The 21,531-nt window shown below is 39.9% G+C and carries 16 protein-coding genes; 15 read left to right on the top strand and 1 reads right to left on the bottom strand.

Annotated elements, in window-relative coordinates; all coding sequences use genetic code 11:
• Positions 1–34 precede the first annotated feature (34 nt).
• The 6 genes from EGC86_RS10630 (at position 35) to EGC86_RS10605 (ending at position 10,029) form a co-directional block, all read left to right on the top strand.
• Positions 35–607: a PcfJ domain-containing protein gene (locus EGC86_RS10630; RefSeq protein ID WP_123777542.1), complete on the top strand. Its 573-nt coding sequence runs from the start codon at positions 35–37 to the stop codon at positions 605–607.
• Between the two features lie 227 nt (positions 608–834).
• Positions 835–1,611: a hypothetical protein gene (locus EGC86_RS10625; RefSeq protein ID WP_123777541.1), complete on the top strand. Its 777-nt coding sequence runs from the start codon at positions 835–837 to the stop codon at positions 1,609–1,611.
• Positions 1,612–2,108: 497 nt separating this feature from the next.
• Positions 2,109–4,826: an EAL domain-containing protein gene (locus tag EGC86_RS10620; protein ID WP_123777540.1), complete on the top strand. Its 2,718-nt coding sequence runs from the start codon at positions 2,109–2,111 to the stop codon at positions 4,824–4,826.
• 424 nt (positions 4,827–5,250) lie between these two features.
• Positions 5,251–5,895, top strand: a complete 645-nt coding sequence (locus EGC86_RS10615) for a hypothetical protein (protein ID WP_123777538.1) — start codon at positions 5,251–5,253, stop codon at positions 5,893–5,895.
• A complete protein-coding gene (locus tag EGC86_RS10610) occupies positions 5,882–8,086 on the top strand; it encodes a CHASE domain-containing protein (RefSeq protein WP_123777537.1) in 2,205 nt (734 codons plus the stop codon). The genes EGC86_RS10615 and EGC86_RS10610 overlap by 14 nt, the downstream gene beginning before the upstream one ends.
• Before the next feature lie 233 nt (positions 8,087–8,319).
• Entirely contained in the window at positions 8,320–10,029 is a 1,710-nt protein-coding gene (locus EGC86_RS10605; RefSeq protein ID WP_207893043.1) for a putative bifunctional diguanylate cyclase/phosphodiesterase, read from the top strand.
• A gap of 150 nt (positions 10,030–10,179) precedes the next feature.
• Here the strand turns inward: EGC86_RS10605 and EGC86_RS10600 are convergent, their stop codons facing one another.
• Complete coding sequence (locus EGC86_RS10600; RefSeq protein ID WP_123777535.1) at positions 10,180–11,091, bottom strand: LysR family transcriptional regulator; 912 nt, start codon at positions 11,089–11,091, stop codon at positions 10,180–10,182.
• 349 nt (positions 11,092–11,440) lie between these two features.
• Between EGC86_RS10600 and EGC86_RS10595 the strand changes: the two genes are divergently transcribed.
• The 9 genes from EGC86_RS10595 to EGC86_RS10555 all read left to right on the top strand — a co-directional run bounded on the left by EGC86_RS10595 (position 11,441) and on the right by EGC86_RS10555 (position 21,453).
• A complete protein-coding gene (locus EGC86_RS10595) occupies positions 11,441–12,175 on the top strand; it encodes a histidine phosphatase family protein (RefSeq protein WP_123777534.1) in 735 nt (244 codons plus the stop codon).
• 53 nt (positions 12,176–12,228) lie between these two features.
• A complete protein-coding gene (locus tag EGC86_RS10590) occupies positions 12,229–12,999 on the top strand; it encodes an SDR family oxidoreductase (RefSeq protein ID WP_123777533.1) in 771 nt (256 codons plus the stop codon).
• Positions 13,000–13,071: 72 nt separating this feature from the next.
• The gene (locus EGC86_RS10585; protein ID WP_123777531.1) at positions 13,072–14,196 is read left to right on the top strand and encodes an NADH:flavin oxidoreductase; all 1,125 of its coding nucleotides are present in this window, start codon (positions 13,072–13,074) and stop codon (positions 14,194–14,196) included.
• 161 nt (positions 14,197–14,357) lie between these two features.
• Positions 14,358–15,569: an acyl-CoA dehydrogenase family protein gene (locus tag EGC86_RS10580; protein ID WP_123777530.1), complete on the top strand. Its 1,212-nt coding sequence runs from the start codon at positions 14,358–14,360 to the stop codon at positions 15,567–15,569.
• 156 nt (positions 15,570–15,725) lie between these two features.
• The gene (locus tag EGC86_RS10575; RefSeq protein ID WP_123777529.1) at positions 15,726–16,760 is read left to right on the top strand and encodes a phosphotransferase family protein; all 1,035 of its coding nucleotides are present in this window, start codon (positions 15,726–15,728) and stop codon (positions 16,758–16,760) included.
• Positions 16,761–16,907: 147 nt separating this feature from the next.
• On the top strand, positions 16,908–17,669 hold the full coding sequence (locus EGC86_RS10570) for an SDR family NAD(P)-dependent oxidoreductase (protein ID WP_123777527.1): 762 nt from the start codon (positions 16,908–16,910) through the stop codon (positions 17,667–17,669).
• Positions 17,670–17,783: 114 nt separating this feature from the next.
• Positions 17,784–19,589: an acyl-CoA dehydrogenase gene (locus EGC86_RS10565; RefSeq protein WP_123777526.1), complete on the top strand. Its 1,806-nt coding sequence runs from the start codon at positions 17,784–17,786 to the stop codon at positions 19,587–19,589.
• 409 nt (positions 19,590–19,998) lie between these two features.
• Positions 19,999–20,460, top strand: a complete 462-nt coding sequence (locus EGC86_RS10560; RefSeq protein ID WP_123777525.1) for a MaoC family dehydratase — start codon at positions 19,999–20,001, stop codon at positions 20,458–20,460.
• A 72-nt stretch (positions 20,461–20,532) separates the two neighbouring features.
• Entirely contained in the window at positions 20,533–21,453 is a 921-nt protein-coding gene (locus EGC86_RS10555; RefSeq protein WP_123777523.1) for an SDR family NAD(P)-dependent oxidoreductase, read from the top strand.
• Positions 21,454–21,531: the final 78 nt, after the last annotated feature.

The raw sequence follows: 21,531 nt of genomic DNA, 5'->3' as shown, positions 1-21,531 counted from the left end.
ACAGATTAACTTAAATGCTCTGAGTGTTGATCACATGTACCCATTTTTTACTGGCACTCCGCTTGGGCTCGATTTGGCGTTTAATCAGCAACAAGGACGAAGTAAATTAATGGCGTACTTGAATGACACTTTGCATTTAGGCGTCGCGCTAGGGGTTTTCGATCCGCTACAACGGGTTAGTCAATTACCGTCGATTGAAGATTTACGCCAGTTACATGATCGCTGGGTGCTTGAGCGCAATGAAATATCGGTAGTTAATGCCCGCCCACAAAATGCTGATATCGCCTATCCGCAATTACTTAAAGCCAATGGTCAAATTATGGCTATTAGCCGTTATGATGAACTCGTTGCAGAAGGCCTGGAACAAGGTCACTGTATCGCTATTTATCATCAAAGCATTGCCAACGGACATTATTGTGCGTTTAAAATGGCTAAGCCTGAACGAATGACTATTGGTATCAAAATCACTAAAACCCAGCCGTTGATGTGCGAAATCGACCAGATTAGAGGCGCGTCTAATGCAATGCCATCGGAGCAAACACGCGAGATTGTTTATCAGTGGTTTGAGCAAACTAAAGCACAGTTAAAACAACGCAAAGCCGGATAACCTGATAGTTAACTTCATGCTAGCTTTAATACTGTGGGTGTTTGTGAGGTGTCATCAACACTAACGCGACTAACTTTAACGCTACTAGTATTAACGTCACTAACATCGATACTGCAGTGACTAATGTGTGGCGTTAGTACTAACCGAATATTTATTTATAATAATCACTTACTCGCGAATAATGCTTCGCTTGTTAAAGTATTTCACTATCGCCATAGGAAACCGTAATGGTTCAACAAACGAATATAAACGACATTGCCAAACATCTCTTTTCACAAATGCATTGTGTTAGTCCTGTGTCAAATTTACTACCTGAACAGCATATAGACAGTATTGAAACGGCACTTGAAATCCAAGTCGCGATGATTGCCTTGAATCAGCATCGTGTTACTGGCTGGAAATGTTTAACGCCCCGAGACAATGGCGATTTGATTGTTGCACCTATTTTGGCTGATGCCATTGTCAATCAACAAGAATGTGCCATTTTATCATCTGCAAAGCGTGCCCTAATTGAGCCTGAAATCGCTTTTGTTGTTGGTCAAACCTTTGAGGCTCATTGTCATTACTCTGATACCGAAATCGATCAACAAATTAGCGCTACTCACATGGCATTGGAGTTAATTCAACAACGATTTAGCCGAGATTATTCAGCCACATTTGTTGAAAAGTTGGCAGACGGACTCAGTAATCAGGGGTTGTACTTAGGCCCAGAAATTGACAAAGCTAAGGCATTGATGGCTAGCAAATTCCAAATAACGGTCACTCAACAACAAACTACCAATACCTATGACGGTTGTCATCCGTGTGATTTACCTGCATCACCTTTGTACTGGTTAGTGAATTTTTTAACCGCTCGAGGCATTGAGATTACAGCCGGCCAAGCGATAATTACCGGTTCTTATTGCGGTGTACTTAAAGTCGACATGGATAAACCTCTGCAAATTGAATATCAAGGATTAGGCAAGATGTCGTTGTCGTTTAGTGAGTTAAGCTTCAGTCAATAATCGACTGTGCTGTTATTACTTAGCGATAACGGATAAACCTCAACCAAAATCCTGATAGTAGACTTAAATGACGACTGCATGGATGCAGGAGCTAGAGTAACGCAGGAGCAGTTACCGACGACTGCATGGATGCAGCTTGTCTATTACAAGATAATAATACACCGATGGCAGTACTAATATTGCTTGGCTTACCGTTCACCCCCTAGCTCGACATAAACCGTATGGTTGAGCGCTTGATCACAAAAATGCAGTTCACAAAAGGTTACTGGCAAAAATATTCATTAAAATTTGTATCTCAGTGGTCTTTTTTAGTATAAATAAATTATCAAAGTCATTTAAATGTACACGACTAAGCAGTTGAAAAGTTTTAGTTAATATTTAAAGGCGTAAGCTATTGTTTTAAATGTGGTACTATTTAATTCGATATTAACAAATTGATTACATTTTACCGGTGTTAGTTTTAGCATTGGCTATACAAACACCAGGAACAACTAATAATGTCAAATAAACCAAATGCGTATGCAAATGTCTTTCTTTGTATATTGTTATTGTTGTTATTTACAAGTATTACCCGCGCAGATACAGTCGAGAAGGGCGTTATTGAGCCTATAACACTTGATGAAAACGAATTACAGTGGTTGAGCGAGCACCAACCCATTCGTGTTGGCGTTGATGGATATTTCCCTCCTTACAGCTATATCAATGAAAACGGTCAAATTGTTGGTATGGCAATTGATACCTTATTTCTAATGGGTAAAAAATTAAATATTCAATTTGAATTAAGTGATGAAACTCGCTGGCCAAATATTGTAAAAAACCTGCAGAAAAAGGACATTGATATTGTGTTGACCATGGTTAACACACCTAACCGCGAAAAAAAATTCTTATTCACTAGCCCAATAGTGTATAAATCGTTGGTCATTATCGGCAAAAAAAACAAGCATCATATTCATAACCGCAGTGATATTGCACATAAAACCATAGCCTTAGTAAAAGGTTATCAATATACCGATAAAATTATCGATGAATTTCCCAGTGTGACCCCATTTCTTGTTGATAATATGCGTGAAGCAATGGAAGCCGTTCAGGCAAATCAAGCTGATGCGGCTATTACCTTTTTTGCTGCTGCTAATTATTACCAGTTAAAGTATTCATTTTCCGATTTAAAATTTGTCGCTTTTTATGAAAAAAACAATGCTAATGAATCAATCGCAGTCAGAAATGATTTTCCTATATTAGCCAGTATTATGCAGAAAGGGTTGAGCTCGTTGAGCTCTGCTGAAAAAATTGCCATTAATGAAGCCTGGGGGGCAAACATTACACTGCCGAAAGATTACCAAGATTTGATTGAGTTTGCGGCGGTGGCAGGTGTATTAATTTTGTTGCTTAGTGTGTGGATTTTGCAAGCTAGACGGAATAATCAAGCCTTAACCATTGCTAATATTAATACTGCAAATGCCAATATGGCATTAAACGAATTAAAAAATAATCTTGAACAAAACGTCTTGGAACGGACGCTTCAGCTTACCATTAGCGAAAATAGATACCGTGGTTTGGTTGAGTCGTTAGAAGATGAATATATTTTTTATCAACACGATATCGAAGGGTTTATACAATACGTTAGCCCATCGGTTACTCATATTTTGGGGCTTACTATTTCTGGTTTTGGTGAGTATTACTATAAGTATTTAACGGATAATCCGAAAAACAAACTTATCTCAGGATATATTCAGCGCATTATTAACGGCGAAAAATTAGCTCCATTTGAAATGGAAATATTTGCGGCTAATGGCATTATTCATACCTTTGAGGTGCTTGAACGCCCTATGTATGATGATAATGGTGAATGTATTGGTTGTGAAGGTATTGCCCACGATGTGACATCGCGTAAACAGCAACAAGATATGTTGTATCAGTTATCGCACTATGATGACTTAACAGGCTTAATTAACCGTTACTTTTTTAAAATATTACTCGACGAAAATATTCAAACATGTTTGCAAAATCAACAGACCTTGGCATTACTTTTTTTAGATCTCACTCGTTTTAAAATTATTAACGATAACTTTGGCCATAGTGCTGGTGACTATATTCTCCAGCAGGCGGCTACACGCATTAGTACTACGCTGAAAGGAACCTTCACAGTGTCGCGTTTTGGCGGAGATAAATTTTGTATTGCGTTGCCCAATACATCAGCTGATGATGCTAATGTTATTGCGACAGAATTAGTCGATGTATTTCAACATCATTTTGAATTTTTAGAACAAACGATTATTTTAGGATGCCGCGTGGGTATTAGTCTTTTTCCTGAAGATGGCCAAGATGCTGAAGCGATATTAAGTCAAGCAGATTCAGCGTTATATGAAGCCAAGAAAAGACCGAACGGCGTGGCATTTTGTAACAAACAACAAGCACTACACAATAAGCGTCGTCTCGTTATTGAACAAGGATTACGCAAAGCGTTAGCTGAAAATGTTGTTGAACAATATCAATTATTTGCAGTGTATCAGCCCTTAATTCATTTACCCAATCAGGAATTAGCTGGATTTGAAGCGTTGATGCGCTGGCAACACCCCGTATTTGGGATGATCTCTCCGGCTGAATTTATTCCAATTGCTGAAAATACCGGTTTAATTTTCGAGTTAAGCCGTTGGATGCTCCAAACTGTATCCCAACAACTTGTTAGATGGCATGAACAACATTTCGATTTCAAAAGAGTATCGGTTAATTTGTCTGCGCTAGAATTGATGAACATAAACCTAGCTGACGATTTATTGGCTATTATTACAGCGACTGGCGCGCAACCAAAGTGGTTTAAGTTTGAAATCACCGAAACCGCATTGATGGCCATTCCTGAGCAATCAATTGAGATTTTACAAAAGCTTATTCAAGCTGATATTCATGTGGCTATCGACGACTTTGGCACGGGCTATTCATCACTTGCTTATCTCAAGTCGTTGCCAGCAACAATGTTAAAAATTGATCAGTCATTTATCCAAAATCTAATTCATTCAGCTGAAGATCAAGCCGTGGTAAAAGCGGTGATAAACATGGCGCATTCATTAGGTAAATGTGTCACGGCTGAGGGAGTTGAATTACAAGACCAATTAGACTTTTTGATTGAACATCATTGCGATGTTGCACAAGGGTATTATTTTTCTAAACCGATGAATGCTGATGATGCTTATCATAAATACGCTGTAATCACTAACTAATGGATAATGGTGCGCATTAACATAATGCAATTGTTAACCGCTTCTGAGCAGGGTTGTCCGATTTAACTTAACCCCTGCATTTTATTATCAATTTCAGTTTATTATCTGATTGCTGTTCAAGATAATAAACGCTATCAAATGACTATTATCCATCAATGAATTTAAATAATTGCCATTTTATGAGCAATTTTGGCAAGGTTTTCTGTGTATCAGTCGAGGAGGATGTTTGTTACAACGATAAATGACTAGGGTCTGCCAGTGAATTTATTATTCACATTCTACTTCGCGGTTATATCAATTCAAGCTGGTTAAATAATGATGTTTTAGCGTGATTTTTAAGCTAAAATAAAATTGTAAAAGTGTTGATTGATTGTTAATGCATCGCCTTAATCGATTTTAAAGTAGATTTAATAACAACAAATGGATGTCATTAGGACCAACTTTTACGCTACTCATAGGGAAAATTATGCCGCAGCTCAGTAAAGTATATTCTTGGTTATCCCCATCTACCACTCCTTCAAACTATATATCTGCTATCAGGGTCTTTTTTTCAGCCATTGGTTATTGGTTTTTTGGAGTCTTAGCAAGTTATTTTGTTATTGAGTCTGGCTTTACCAGTCCAATTTGGCCTGCCGCTGGTTTTGCGTTACTCGTTGGTTTACGTTTTGGGTACTGGACGTTGCTTGGCATTTTCTTTGGCGCGTTCACTGTCACTATGAATTTTCTTAATTATGCTTGGTTAGAGCCTAGCACTGTATGGTGGATCCCTTTCATCATTGCATCTGGGGCTGTTTTTCAAGCTGCTATAGCTATCTGGCTTGTGCGTAGATTTGTTTTACCACTACAAGATTTATTTTCGTTTAAGGCTATTAGCTTGTTCGTATTAACATCCGCACCCGTTGCCAGTATTATTTCCGCGTCAATTAGTGTGGTTGCGCTGCAGATTGCAGGTCAGTTAGAAGACAAGCTTTTTGTCGTCATATTGGTTAAATTGGTGGTTTGCAGATACGATTGGCGTTTTTATTTTTTGTCCTGTCATCATTTCCTTGAATTTATTGCCACAACGTAAGACTAAATTATTCTCCTTTTTTGTGCCGTACTTATTATTGATTGCGGTTGTTATTACCCTTTTTTCATTAACTCGCACAGATCAACTCGTAAAACAACAGGCTATCTTTGACGCAAAAGCCCAAGGAATGCTGACCGCTATTCATAAACAAACTGAGAATATTCTTCACGCCTCACAAACCATGGTAAGTATCTTTAGCTTATTTGATTCAATTAGTTTTGATCAATTTCAAGAATATACGGTAAGTATTTATGATTATATTCCAGGTACTCATGCTCTTTCTTGGATACCTGAGGTGAATAACTCTGAACGAAATGTTTATGAGCAACGTATGAGCATTCAACAGGAAAAAGATTATCACTTTACACAACGTGATTCATCAGGTGATTTGATTACTGCCACAACAAGAGACCGCTATTATCCGGTTTATTATATTGCCCCATTAGCATCCAATAAAGCGGCCTTAGGATTCGACATAGGGTCGCACCCTGGGCGTAGAAGTGCCATCAATCATGCGCTTGAACTTGGGCGTTCAGTCGCTACAGAACCTATTACTTTGGTACAAGAAACAGAAAAACAATTCGCTTTTTTATTACTGACACCCATCGTGACTCATGATGAACGAAACCTAGGCTTAATATCTGCCGTTTATCGCGCAAAAGAGCTGCTTGGATCAGCGTTAAATGACAATTTAGACAGTGTCAGCATTAAAATTTTGGATGTTACTGATAGCTCCACACCCATGCAGTTTTTCGAAAATAATTTAGGTGAGTCTAATATCCACTGGCAGGGTGAACTTCAGTTTGCTGAGCGCACATGGTTAATCCAACTCTCTCCAACATTAGAAAGTGTGCTCATGACTGAAGGGCAAGAAGTATGGCTTGTGATTGTTGCAGGTTTTATTATTAGTACTCTGATGGGATTATTTCTTTTATCGCTAATTAACCGAAAAGTAATTGTTGAAAATTTGGTAACCGAAAAAACGCGAGCATTGAGTATCTCACTAGCTGAAACCCAAAAGGCGCAGCAAAAGATAGTAGAAAACGAAACCAAAGTTAGAATTATTCTCGAAACAGTTGTTGATGGCATTATTACCATTGATGTTTCAGGCACTATAAAAACATTTAATCCAGCTGCGGTAAAAATGTTTGGTTATACAGCTGATGAAGTGTTGGATAAAAATGTGACTCAATTAATGCCTGAATTTGATAAAAATTCCGCAGCTAACGTAGAACCTTTTTTAAACATTGCAAATTCGGAACAGAGAGTCATAGGACGCGAAGTGACAGGCAAACGCAAAGATGGCACTGAGTTTCCTGTCGATTTAGCCATTAGTGAGATGGTTCTCAACGACCAACGTATGTTCACTGGTGTTGTGCGCGATATAACAGATCGTAAAAATGCCAAAATATCACTCACCAATGCACTCAAACAGGCAGACGATAAAGCGATTGAATTGCAGCATTATGTTGACGAGCTGTCAAAATCTAATCAAGAGCTAGATCAGTATGCTTATGTAGCATCCCATGATCTAAAATCACCGCTACAAGCTATTGGGCAAATATCATCATGGATCCAAGCAGACTGTGCAGATTTATTACCTGAAGCCTCTCAAAAACACCTACAGTTGTTACAACAACGAATTAAACGAATGGAAAATTTGTTGGCCGATTTATTAGCTTACTCACGCATTGGCCGCCAAGAATATCAATGGGAAAACGTCAATTTAGATCAGTTAACACAACATGTTTTTGAGCTCAATTGTTTGGATAATGGTTTTTCTTTGGTGTGTGAAACAGGCAACGTTGTCTGTCGATTACCGAGAATTCCGCTAGAATTAGTATTACGAAACCTAGTCAATAACGCGATTAAACATCATGACAAAAGCACAGGCGTTATTCATTTAAAATATAAAGTAACAGACACTTACCACATTATTTCTATTTGTGATGATGGCCCAGGTATTCCGGTAGCGTACCAAGGCAAAGCACTTGAGATGTTTCAAACGTTAAAATCCAGAGACGAAATTGAAGGTAGTGGTATGGGTTTGGCACTAGTGAAGAAAACCATTTCGTTTTACGCAGGAGACATCAAAATTATCTCGGAGGGTCGTGGTACCTGTATTTCAACTTATTGGCCTAAGAACGAAAGGACAACTAAGTCTATAGAAAAGCTACCTTTGAACGCATAAGTTGTTGATATAGAGTTATAAAAGTATCCACTTTATTTTTTGTTTAACACGTTATTATGTTTTGCTTCAACAGAATAAACATAATGCACTATCGATTAATTATAACCATTATTTTGTTGATGGATCGCACAAAGGGCATTTAGTAATCGATTGAATAATATAATTTATTTTTCGATATTACGATAAATCATCCACATATTTATCGTTAAAAATGTCACAACGAGGATAAAGCAATGACGCTGAAAGTATTAATTGTTGATGATGACATAATTGATCGTGAAATGATCCGTAGAGCACTACAGCAAGGACAAGTTGACATTACTATCGACGAAGCCTGCACTGTGGATGAAGGGATAGCGATTTACGATAAAAATCAATATGATGTTGTGTTACTTGACTACAGAATGCCTTGTCGTGATGGAATAGAAATGGTGCTGGAGCTGCGAAGCCGTGTGCGTGATTATGGCAGTGCCATCATTATGATGAGTTCTTCAGAAGATGAAACTCTGGCTATTGAATGTATTACCGCAGGTGCACAGGACTTTATACCAAAATCTGAAGTAACAGCATCAAGGCTACACAGGGCAGTTATTCACTCACAAGCAAAGTTCAATTTAGAGCGTGAGTTGCGCCAAAGCTATATTAAAGTAAAACAGCTTGCCGAAAGTGATTCTTTAACCGGTTTGGCTAATCGTTTTTTATTTGACGAAGCGCTAAAAGTCGCCGTAGCAAACAACAAAAGACGAAAGCATACATTAGCGCTTATTTTGATGGATATTGATAAGTTTAAATTCGTTAATGATGCTCATGGTCATGATGTAGGTGATGAACTTTTAAAGACATTAGTCGCGCGTATTAGCAGTTGTTTACGTGGTGACGAACTGTTTGCGCGTCTAGGTGGAGATGAATTTGCCATCATGGTTACTAACCTAGAATCTGCCGATGACTCTAGTATTATTGCTACTCGGTTACTTAAAACACTTGTCGAACCATTTGAACTTGCACGAGTAACGTTAAGCGTCAGTATGAGCATTGGCATCGCCACCCATCCAGGTAATAGTAGTAATAGCCAAGATTTATTCAAAAATGCAGATATTGCTCTTTATCGAGCTAAACGGCTAGGGCGAAATCAAGTGTGTTATTTTGAAGAGGCCATGCAAAAAGAGTTTATGCATCAGTATAATCTGGAAGCTGGATTATCTCATGCATTGGCCAATGACGAATTTGATGTGTTTTATCAACCGGTATTTGAACCTAACACTGCGTATTTGGTTGGTGCCGAAGCATTATTACGCTGGACACATAATGGACAAAACATTACACCCGATGAGTTTATTCCATTAGCAGAGAAAACTCGGTTAATTAATAGCATTGGACGTTGGGTGATTAGACAAACAGTTCAACAATTAGCCATTTGGAACGAAAACCAAGCTCGTTCAATGTCGATGGCGATTAATGTTTCTGCTGTTCAGTTAGAAGATCCTGATTTTGTGAACTATATTGATTCTGTTTTATTAGAATTCAATATTGATCCTGCATCTATTGAGCTTGAAATAACCGAGACGGCTCTATTAAAACAAAATGAAATAAGTTTGGCCGTCATTAATGACATTGACAGCTTAGGTTGTAAGATCTCCCTAGATGACTTTGGAACTGGCTATTCTTCAATTTCCCACCTGCATAATTTCCCAATTGATATTGTAAAAATTGATAAATCTCTTATTCCAAAAGATATTCATGATGAAAAGCGTAAAGCGCTAATTAGTGGATTAGTCGGTATGATCCGCTCGTTACATCTCAATATCGTTGCTGAAGGAGTTGAGTTAGAGCATCAAGTTGAACTTTGTAAACAACTAGAAATAGAAAGGGTACAAGGTTTTTTTTATTCAAAAGCAATCGATAATCAAACCTTTTTCGATCGATATATTAACAAGTCATCGTAGTTGCTAAGGCCGATATTGGTAGCTACTTGTTATATGGAATACATTACCGCCCTTGGTAAAAAAAGGGCTTAATTGTTTATGCCACGCAGGATCATCCATTTCTATATCCAGAATTTATCAGCCAACGTTATTCGATTAAATCAATAAGTTTTACGTAATAATTCTGGTGTTTGTCGCGGCAATAATCATCTTGTTTCTAAGCCATTTGTTGGCTGGCTCTTTGTCTACATTCACATGCCAATATAAATGCACGCCAATATCAGGTAATTCCACTGGCATAGGATAAATAGCAATATCAAGCATTTTGCTATACATGGCTGCGGCGGTTTTAGGTAATGTGAGTAACATATCGTTATTTAAGATGACTCGGCACGCCGATAAAGCATGCTGACAACGTAATGATATTTTACGGTGCAATCCAATGCGAGAAAGTTCAAAATCTTCTAGACTAGGGCCTGTGGAGCGAGATGAAACTAACACATGGTCGAGTTTTAGGTATGTTGCTAAATCAAGATCAGGATTAATTGCAGGATGGTTTTTACGTGCAACAACAACAAGTTGGTCTAGCTCTAATTGAGTATGCATAATGTTATTGCTAACAGGTATAAGTGTATCAATTGCCAAGTCAATGTCACCACTGGCCAGTTTGTTTTCCAGTTCAGTTCGTCTAACTCTTTTATTACTGCTTAAATTGATGGACGGAGACTCTAACGACAAACTCTGTTGCAATATAGGTAAATAATAAGGCTCTAATGAGCCATGCAATGACAGTGAAAAGCTCTTACGTGAGGTTAATGGTTCAAATTGACGTGATTGTACTAAACACACTTGTAGTTGATGTAATGCTTCTCGAACATCATCAATAACGTTCTTCGCTACCGGGGTAGGTCGCATTTCATTGCCTTGTCTAATAAATAAAGCATCGTCAAAATGAGTGCGCAGTTTGCCTAATGAATGACTCACAGCAGGTTGCGATAAATTCAGTACTGACGCTGCTTTCGTTATATTTCCCTCACAATAAATTGCATCGAAAACGACAAACAAATTCAAATCAATTTTCATACTCACTCCGGTGATCTCACGGTATACGTTGAGAACACCTCAACTCATTTCTGCTGTCTAGTATTTAGTATCAAGTACTGCTTCCTACTATTTAAAATATAAATAGTAGGGTATTAGAACTATTCATTTGTTCAATTTAGATGTTGCTATTAGCATAGTCAAGTAGATTCGATGCAGTACAAAAATCCATTAAATAAACGCATAAAGCATTCATGGTTAACATCGACTATTGGTTTTTAAAATTAACTTAATCATATTTTTTAGTTGTCACAATTAAATTAAAGTCAATATAAACAATTAGTTAGATTATTTTTGTATTTATCCATCATTTTTCAGTTAGAGACCTAATATGGCAGCAATTTATTTGATTCGACACGGACAGGCATCCTTTGGAAGCACTGATTACGATCAACTGTCAGATAAGGGGAGCCAGCAAGCTGCAATATTAGGCCAGTACTGGCGTGCAAGGGCTATCCCTAGCAAGTTTTATTGTGGTGATTTATTGCGTCATGGTCAAACGTTAACCAGTTTCGTAACAGGATATCAAGGTGAACATACCCCAATGATTATCCATTCTGGTTTTAATGAGTTTGACCATGTCGATATTTTAAAAAAGTACAATGAACAGTGGCGTAACTTCGCAGAAATGAGCCAGGCAATTAGCCAATGCAATGAACCGAATAAAACGCTACAAAAAGAATTTTCTCAAGCGCTCGAACGTTGGGTTTCAGGCGATAAAGACCATGAATACAAAGAGAGTTGGTCACAATTTAAGACCCGTTGTATTCGGGCTCTGCACAATATCATTGAACAAGAATTAGCAAAAAAGCGTGAGATTACCAGCACTGGAAATAACACAAAAAAATCAAAAGATATTTTAGTGTTTACGTCTGGAGGGACGATTTCAGCAATCGTGCAACACATTTTACAATTGAACGACAGACAGACATTAGCCTTGAATCAGCAGGCCAGAAATACTGGTGTCACTAAACTATTATTTTCTGAAAACATGTTGAGTGTTGATTATTTTAATAACTACAGTCACTTAGAACAGGCTGGTGATGACTGGGTAACCTTCAGGTAATCCCTACTTACTTTAGGCTTTGAACCATTAATCAAAAATTAAAAGGAAAAAACATGAACAATGACAATTTGTTTGATTTAACAGGGAAAGTCGCCTTAGTGACTGGTGCAAGTCGTGGTATTGGCGAAAGTGTAGCAAAAGTGTTAGCTCAGTACGGTGCTCATGTGATTGTATCTAGCCGAAAAATAGAAGCTTGCCAAATAGTGGTTGATGAGATTATTAACGCTGGCGGCAGTGCACAAGCCATTGCGTGTCACATCGGTGACATGGATCAAATCGATGCCATTTTTGCAGCCATTACAGAGCAACATGGCAAGCTAGATATTCTGGTCAATAACGCTGCTGCAAACCCTTATTTTGGTCACATCATTGATACTGACTTAACCGCCTTCCAAAAAACCGTCGACGTTAACATTCGTGGCTACTTCTTTATGTCGACCAAAGGTGCAAAATTAATGAAAGACAGCGGCGGTGGTTCAATCATTAATGTTGCGTCTGTTAATGGCGTTATTCCAGGTGACTTCCAAGGCATTTACTCAATTACCAAAGCTGCTGTTATTTCAATGACTCAAGCATTTGCTAAAGAATGTGCCCAATTCAATATTCGCGTTAACGCATTACTGCCAGGTGGAACCGACACCAAGTTTGCCTCTGCATTAGTTGATAACCCAGCCATTTTAAAACAAATGATGCACCACGTACCAATGAAGCGTGTAGCCCAGCCAGAAGAAATGGCCGGAACGGTTTTATATTTAGCGTCAAACGCATCAAGCTACACCACGGGTACCGCGATTAATGTCGACGGCGGCTATTTGATTGGCTAGCAATCTGATTAGCGACAGTAAAAACCGAATAGCACATGCAGCATAAATAATATAACACGCTAGGAAATACTCATGAACAGCGATAAAAACACCAGTATCGATAAGTTATTTGAATCATTCAGCACTAAATCGTTGTCATTGAAAAATAAAACCGTCATGGCGCCGATGACCCGTGCGTTTTCACCTAATTATGTCCCTAATGCTGAAGTGGCTGCGTATTACCGCAGACGTGCTGAAGGTGATGTGGGATTAATTATCACCGAAGGCACATTTATTTCACACAAAGCGGCTAACGGTTATGAGAATGTCCCCGCCATATTCGGTGAAGAAGCATTAGCAGGCTGGAAACACGTGGTTGATGAAGTGCACGCCGCAGGTGGCAAAATTGCCCCACAGCTTTGGCATGTAGGTTCAGTGAGAAAACCTGGAATTGGACCAGATAAAGAAGCACCAGCCTATAGCCCATCAGGTTTGTATAAACCCGGTGCAAAAAATGGCGTTGTGATGACCCAAGATGATATCGATGAAGTGGTTGCCTCATTTGCACAAGCCGCATTAGATGCTAAAAACATTGGTTTTGATGCTATCGAAGTGCACGGCGCACACGGTTATTTAGTTGATCAATTCTTTTGGGAAGGCACTAACCAACGTGAAGATCAATACGGTGGTTCGTTAGAAAATCGTACTCGTTTTGGGGTTGAAATAGTGAAAGCTATTCGTGCTGCAGTGGGTGATGATTTTACGATTATCTTTCGTTTTTCGCAGTGGAAACAACAAGATTACAGTGCAAAACTGTGTCAAACCCCTGAAGAGTTAGCGACATTTTTAGGTTTGCTAAGCGATGCTGGCGTCGATATTTTTCATGCCAGTACACGTCGATTTTGGGTGCCTGAGTTTGACGGTTCCGATCTTAATTTAGCGGGCTGGACCAAAAAACTGACGAATAAGCCTGTTATTACAGTTGGTAACGTTGGTTTAGATGCTGATTTTATTGGTGAAGGTAACGCTGATTTATCTGGTACGTCTAATCCCACAGGCATTGATGAATTATTAGTGCGCTTAAATAATGACGAATTTGATTTAGTCGCAATTGGTCGTGCGTTGTTAGTTGATCCACAGTGGGTTAATAAAATTAAGCAAAAAGCCATTGCTGATATTAAACCGTTTAACAAAAAATCATTAATGTCACTCAGTTAACGTTTGTTGATCTGCCTGAGTCTTAATCACAAATATTAAGGCTCAGTCCAGGGGCTTTTAATCTTTCAAGGTTGGTTTTGTTCGAGATAAAATTTGACCAGAAAAGATCAACAGACCCTAGCACTACTATTACACCGTAATGACAACTAAAAGGGTAGAACATGAATTTTGAATACAGTGAAAAAGTTCAAGTATTAATCAAACGTGTAACCGATTTTATGGATTTGCATGTGTTTCCGGTTGAAGAAGAAATGCATAAACAAGTTGAACTTGATCCTTGGTCAACGCCTCCGTTAATGGAAGAATTAAAAGCCAAAGCGAAGGCTGAAGGATTGTGGAATTTATTTCTGCCCGTTGCTTATGGTAAATACAGTGCTGGATTGACCAATTTAGAATACGCACCTCTGGCTGAAATTATGGGCAAAGTGATGTGGGCGTCAGAAGTGTTTAACTGTGCAGCACCCGATACCGGCAACATGGAAGTATTGGCTAAATACGGTAACGAAGCCCAGAAAAAACAATGGTTAGAGCCATTGCTAGAAGGCAAAATTCGTTCAGCATTTGCCATGACAGAACCAGAAGTTGCCTCAAGCGATGCGACTAATATTGAGTTACGCATTGAGCGAGATGGTGACGAATATGTCATCAATGGTCGTAAGTTTTACATCAGCGGCGCGTGTCGTAAGCAATGTGAAATTATGATCGTGATGGGCAAAACAGACCCAACCAACAGCAATCGCTATATTCAACAATCACAAGTACTTGTGCCAATGAACACCCCGGGTGTGACGTTAGTGCGACCAATGAAAGTGTTTGGATATAACGACGCTCCCGAAGGTCATGGCGAAGTGACATTCACCAATGTCCGCGTACCTGTTGAAAATATTATTGTTGCAGAAGGCAAAGGTTTTGAAATTGCTCAAGGCCGCCTTGGCCCTGGACGAATTCATCACTGCATGCGTTCAGTCGGCGTCGCTCAGCGCGCGTTAGATTTAATGTGTAAACGCGTTGGTGAACGTATTGTGTTTGGTCAACCGATGATTAAGCAACAGTCGGTTCGTGAAGACATTGCCAAATCTGCCTGCCAGATTGAACAAGCTCGCTTAATGACCTTAAAAGCGGCGCAAAAGATGGATACTCACGGCAATAAAGCCGCTAAAGAACTGATCGCCATGATTAAAATTGTTGCACCTAACATGTCACTTGATGTGATTGACCGTGCTATTCAGTGCCACGGTGCAGTGGGTGTGAGTCAAGACACTTTCTTAGCACATGCATGGGCTGGGCAACGTACTTTGCGTTTAGCCGATGGTCCAGACCAAGTGCACATGATGCAGTTAGGCCGTGATTTAGTAAAAAAGGTTTCTGAATAAACAGATGAGTCGCTGATACTTAACGTAGATTGGAACGCATCACCACATTTTAAACTACGTTAAGTGTCGCAGGCTAGATTGCTATCACGGATAGAAATCACTGTATCAAAAACTTGATTGAAAAAGACTCAAAAATAACAATAAGAGTATTGCTAAATGCCACAAGTATTATCGATTAATAATCAACAGCTGACTGCTTACTTACAAGATCATGTCGATGGTTTTGAAGGCCCGATCACCTTAGAAAAATTTTCCGGCGGTCAGTCTAATCCGACATTTAAAGTCACCGCGAAATCTGGGGTGTATGTATTACGCCGCCAACCTTCAGGTAAGTTATTAAAATCTGCGCATGCGGTCGATCGTGAATATCGGGTGCTCAATGCCTTAACAGACAGCGATGTGCCGGTCGCAAAAGTATTTCACCTGTGTGAAGACATTACTGTTATCGGTTCAATGTTCTATTTAATGGAATATTGCGATGGCACTGTGTATTGGAGCGCATCGTTAGCCGAGATAGACACCAATGAACGCCGCTCAGCGATGTACAACGAAATGAACCGAGTATTAGCTGCATTGCACAGTGTTGATGTTGATGCCGTTGGCTTAAGTGATTATGGCAAAGCGGGTAACTACTTTGAGCGCCAATTGACTCGCTGGACATCGCAATATCGGTTAACCGAGATTAAGAAAATACCTGCAATGGACCAGCTAAGTCAGTGGCTTGAAGACAACTTACCCGAAGATGATGGCCGTGTGTGTTTAGTCCACGGTGATTTTAGATTAGACAACATGATGTTTGCCAAAGATAAGCCACGGGTCATTGCGTTACTTGACTGGGAATTATCGACATTAGGTCATCCTTTTGCCGATCTTGCTTACCAATGCATGCAACTGCGTATGCCAGCTGGGATGGGCAGTATTGACGGTTTAAAAGATGTCGACCGCGGTAGTTTAGGCATTCCGACAGAACAAGAATATGTCGATTTATATTGCCAACGCATGGGCATTGAACGGATTGAAAACTGGGTATTTTATCTGGCGTTTAGTTTTTTCCGCTTAGCGGCAATTGCCCAAGGTGTGGCAAAACGTGCCGCTGAGGGCAATGCGTCAAATGAGCATGCAAATAAAGTCGGATCGTTCGTTGAACCGCTAGCACAAATGGCGTTGCAGGTTGTCGCTCAAGAAAAATAACAACGTTCTATCAACGGCATCTACCGCTACAAACCGACGGTAACATCTATTTTAATAGTAAAGACTGAAGCTAACAACAAATGATAAAAAATTAACTACCACACTCTCAATATAAAAATAAGACCATCAATTACAGGAGTTACTCGCATGGATCCATTATTAGACTTTACTGGCAAAGTCGCCGTTATTACTGGCGCTGCACAAGGTTTTGGACAATTACTGGCACAAGAGTTGGCAAAGCGCGGTGCTAAGTTGGTTATAGGCGACATTAACGAAGCAGGCGTACATCAAGTGGCTGATGCTATTGCCGCTACGGGTGCGGAAGTCGTCGCAATGAAATGCGATGTGTCTAAAAGTGAATCTTGCAAAGCCATGGTAGATGCAGCGATTGAGTATTTTGGTCGAGTGGATATTGGCGTTAACAATGCCGGTATTGCGCACGAGTTTATGCCGCTGCATCATATTGATGAGTCTATTATGGACAGCCAATTTGCTGTCAATGTTAAAGGTGTGCAATTTGGCATGCGTCATCAAATACAGCAAATGCTTAAACAAGGCGAGGGCGCCATTCTCAATGTGAGTTCAATGGCGGGTTTAGGTGGCGCGGCTCGAGGCAGCGCTTATTCTATGGCAAAACATGCTGTTATTGGCTTAACCAAAACCGGTGCGGTTGAATATGGTCGCGAGAATATTCGTATTAATGCGATATGCCCATTTTTTACTCTCACTCCTATGGTGACTAACTTTGCCGACGAAGAAAAGCAAAAGAAAATGGCCCGTGGTGCACCAATGAATCGTTTAGGTGAGCCAAAAGAAATCGTCGCTGTAATGTTAATGATGTTATCTCCAGCCAACACCTATATGACCGGGCAATGTATTGCGGTTGATGGTGGCGTATCAGCATTTTAAGCCAATCGAGTATGTCTTGGTAAACACCAAGACATTGTTACTACTCATTAAGATTCATTGTAAAAAGATGCAGTGACCTACATCTGCTCAGCAATAAGATAAGAAGAGAATATTATGCCTGCAACGTTAATGAATGAACGCGATTTAGAATTTATGCTTTACGAACTGTTTGATAGTGAAGCGTTAACTAGCCGAGCACGTTATCAAGATCACGACCGCCAAACCTTCAATGAAGTTGTCACCACGGCTAAAACGATCGCAGAAAAATATTTTCTTCCTATCCGTCAAAAACTCGATACTCATCAACCAACATTTGATGGTAAAAAAGTGCATATCATCCCAGAACTTAAAACCGCGATTGATGCGGTAAATGAGTCTGGTATTGGCGCTGCGACAGCAGATTATGATTTAGGTGGAATGCAATTGCCGCCGATTATTGCCAGTGCAGCAGCCTCATTTTTAAGCGTGGCTGGCGGTGTGGGTATGGGTTACAACATGTTAACCACAGCCAACGCCAACCTGTTACAAGCACATGGCAGTCCAGAGCTGATTAACACTTGGGTTAAGCCTATGCGTGAAGGCCGATTTATGGGCACCATGGCCATGACTGAGCCTGGCAGCGGCTCAGCGTTAGGTGACTTAATTACCAAAGCGGTTAAGTCGGAAGACGGAACATATCGGATTACTGGCAATAAAATCTATATTTCAGGTGGCGATCATGATCTAAGCGACAACATCGTTCACTTAGTGTTGGCGCGTATTCAAGGTGCACCAAAAGGCGTGAAGGGTATATCGTTATTTGTGGTACCTAAGTTTTTGCTTAATGACGATGGATCAGTCGGTGAAGACAATGAAGTGGCTCTCGCTGGGCTATTTCACAAAATGGGTGGCCGCGCACAAACCTCTACAGCATTAAGTTTTGGTGAAAAAAATGGTTCGATAGGCTATTTAGTCGGTGAAGAACATTGCGGTTTAAAGTACATGTTCCATATGATGAATGAAGCCCGCATTATGGTCGGCACCAGTGGTGCAGTATTGGCTGTAGCCGGTTATCAATACTCTGTAGATTATGCTAAAAACCGCCCACAAGGGCGTTTACCATCGTGTAAAGATCCACAATCACCTATGGTGAATATCATTGAACATGCTGACGTAAAGCGCATGCTATTAGCGCAAAAGGCCTATGCTGAAGGAGCAATGGCGTTAGTGTTGTACGGTACTCAATTAAGTGATGATGAACGTACAGCAGACACCGTTGAACAACGTGATCATGCACATACCTTATTAGATTTTTTAACGCCAATCATTAAAACCTGGCCATCTGAATATGGCCCTAAAGCTAACTCTTATGCCATTCAAGTTATGGGTGGGCATGGTTACATCAATGAGCATCCGGTTGAGATGTTTTATCGTGATAACCGTTTAAACCCAATTCATGAAGGTACCACGGGAATCCAATCGTTAGACTTGATCACCCGTAAAGTGCCGATGAATAAGATGCAGGGTTATAAAGCCACCTTAAGCGAAATAGCTAAAACCATTGAGCAAGCAAAAGAATACGACAGCTTAGAGCAATATACTCAACAATTAAGCCAAGCAGTTGATACATTAACACTGACAACAGAAGCCGTGTTAAACGGTATGGCGACGAAGAAGATCGACTTAGCGTTAGCCAACTCAGTTAAGTATTTAGAGTTGTTTGGCCACGTCATTATTGCGTGGTTATGGCTTAAGCAAAGTATGGTTGCCACTAAAGCTTTAGCGAAACAACCGCATCAAGCAGATGAGTTTTTCTATAAAGGTAAATTGCAGGCGTCACAGTATTTTTATCGTTTTGAATTACCTCAAATTGCAGTGTGGTCATCTTTGTTAATGAGCACCGACAGTACCAGTTATGACATGCAAGCGGACTGGTTCTAGTTCGACTCGTCTTATGTTGACCTAGGTTGAAGCCGGGCTAAGTGACTTCTAGTTGAATTGCTATATTCACCCTGAGATCAGTTATCTAAGCTAGATTGGGTAGAGAAGCATTATTATCAGCTTATAGATAATCATTAGCCATTGCTGCCAAGTGTTGGTGTGTCGAGCTTGTTGAATTAAATCAATCATTATTCCTTTATTATTAGCGCATTACTCATTTCTGAGTAATGCTTTTTTGTTTTTAACACCACTCAGTTTTAATCGGTATCAAACACCTATGCTATTCATATTGCGAATAGCTTGATATTAAAACTATTCATTTGTTTAATGCTCCCACCCCAATTAGCATGAGATATCGCTTAAATTTCATTCATGGACAGTACTTGAAGGTACAAGAGGAAAGGGAACAATGCCGACAGTAATCAATCGTAATGACATAGAAAACTATATTGGTTTTCAAGCTGAACCAACAAGTTGGTTTCAAATCACTCAAGATCAGATTAATCAGTTTGCAGATTGCACTCTTGATCACCAATTTATTCATGTCGATGAACAAAAAGCCAAAGCCACTCCGTTTGGTTCAACTATTGCTCATGGCTTCTTATCACTGTCAATGCTGTCGCATTTTGCAGAAGAATTTAGCGTGATGATTGACGGCTTTTATATGGGCCTGAATGCTGGTTTCGATAAAGTGAGATTTTTACAACCCGTTACCGTTAATAGTCGCATTAGAGCACATGCAAAAACACTGTCTATTGAAGAAAAGAAACCAGGACAGTTCCGTTTATCAACCGAGGTGACGATTGAGATTGAAGGTGTCGATACCCCTGCATTGGTTGCTGAGTGGATTTCAGTTCAAATGGTTAAGTAGATTTCTATCATTTGTCACCATCACATGAACATAAAACAACAATAAAAAATTAAAAAGCGTTAAGGAAATAGTATGACGATCAGTTTTGCAGGACAAGTAGCCATAGTCACAGGTGCCGGTAATGGTTTAGGGCGCTCACATGCATTGGAATTAGCCAAACGTGGCGCCAAAGTAGTCGTAAATGATTTAGGTGGCGCACGTGATGGCAGCGGCGCATCTTCTGCAGCATCTCAAGAAGTGGTTCGGTTAATCGAAGACATGGGCGGTGAAGCCATTAGCCATGGTGCAAACGTCGCTAATTTTGATGAAGTGCAAGATATGGTGCAACAAACCATGGATAAGTGGGGCCGTGTCGACATTTTAATTAATAATGCCGGAATTTTACGAGATAAGTCGTTTTCTAAAATGACCTTAGATGACTTTAAAATAGTCATGGATGTGCACGTGATGGGCTCGGTTAACTGCACTAAAGCAGTGTGGGAAATCATGAAGCAGCAAAATTATGGTCGTATTGTGATGACCACATCGTCAAGCGGCATGTACGGTAACTTTGGTCAGTCTAATTATGGTGCAGCCAAAATGGCAGTGCTTGGGTTAATGAATACCTTAGTGCTTGAAGGTGCAAAAAATAATATCCACATCAATGCGCTAGCTCCCACTGCGGGGACGCGTATGACTGAAGATTTAATGCCTGAAGAAATCGTTAAAGCCTTCGCGCCAGAAGCGGTTACTGCGGGTATGTTGACCTTGTGTGATGAACACGCGCCAAACCGCTTTATTTTATGTGCCGGAGCGGGTGGTTATTCAAGTGCCAGTATCTTTGAAACAGAAGGTTGTTTTATCCCTAAAGCATCACAAACCCCAGAAACGGTGCGTGACAACTGGGAGAAACTCACTGCGCAAGATAATCAAAAAGCGTTGAAGTCTGGTGCTCAACAAGGCGAGAAGTTTGTGATCAAGGCGATGGCATTTATGAAATCGCAGCAACAGTAAATGATTCTAATGTAGGTTGAGCTGTTTCGTTAACTGTTCTTGTGATTATGACTAATACTTAGCTCAACCTCAAAACCT

The organism is Shewanella frigidimarina (genome assembly GCF_003797125.1).
Taxonomy (GTDB): Bacteria; Pseudomonadota; Gammaproteobacteria; order Enterobacterales; family Shewanellaceae; genus Shewanella; species Shewanella frigidimarina.
Note: the sequence above shows the minus strand (reverse complement) of the source record. Positions and strands in the feature narration are given on the sequence as shown.

Coding starts and splice junctions, on each gene's coding strand:
- EGC86_RS10615 (WP_123777538.1), top strand. CDS start 5,251: ATGTCATTAGGACCAACTTTTACGCTACTCATAGGGAAAATTATGCCG.
- EGC86_RS10585 (WP_123777531.1), top strand. CDS start 13,072: ATGAACAGCGATAAAAACACCAGTATCGATAAGTTATTTGAATCATTC.
- EGC86_RS10560 (WP_123777525.1), top strand. CDS start 19,999: ATGCCGACAGTAATCAATCGTAATGACATAGAAAACTATATTGGTTTT.
- EGC86_RS10580 (WP_123777530.1), top strand. CDS start 14,358: ATGAATTTTGAATACAGTGAAAAAGTTCAAGTATTAATCAAACGTGTA.
- EGC86_RS10565 (WP_123777526.1), top strand. CDS start 17,784: ATGCCTGCAACGTTAATGAATGAACGCGATTTAGAATTTATGCTTTAC.
- EGC86_RS10590 (WP_123777533.1), top strand. CDS start 12,229: ATGAACAATGACAATTTGTTTGATTTAACAGGGAAAGTCGCCTTAGTG.
- EGC86_RS10575 (WP_123777529.1), top strand. CDS start 15,726: ATGCCACAAGTATTATCGATTAATAATCAACAGCTGACTGCTTACTTA.
- EGC86_RS10630 (WP_123777542.1), top strand. CDS start 35: ATGTACCCATTTTTTACTGGCACTCCGCTTGGGCTCGATTTGGCGTTT.
- EGC86_RS10625 (WP_123777541.1), top strand. CDS start 835: ATGGTTCAACAAACGAATATAAACGACATTGCCAAACATCTCTTTTCA.
- EGC86_RS10620 (WP_123777540.1), top strand. CDS start 2,109: ATGTCAAATAAACCAAATGCGTATGCAAATGTCTTTCTTTGTATATTG.
- EGC86_RS10570 (WP_123777527.1), top strand. CDS start 16,908: ATGGATCCATTATTAGACTTTACTGGCAAAGTCGCCGTTATTACTGGC.
- EGC86_RS10605 (WP_207893043.1), top strand. CDS start 8,320: ATGACGCTGAAAGTATTAATTGTTGATGATGACATAATTGATCGTGAA.
- EGC86_RS10555 (WP_123777523.1), top strand. CDS start 20,533: ATGACGATCAGTTTTGCAGGACAAGTAGCCATAGTCACAGGTGCCGGT.
- EGC86_RS10595 (WP_123777534.1), top strand. CDS start 11,441: ATGGCAGCAATTTATTTGATTCGACACGGACAGGCATCCTTTGGAAGC.
- EGC86_RS10600 (WP_123777535.1), bottom strand. CDS start 11,091: ATGAAAATTGATTTGAATTTGTTTGTCGTTTTCGATGCAATTTATTGT.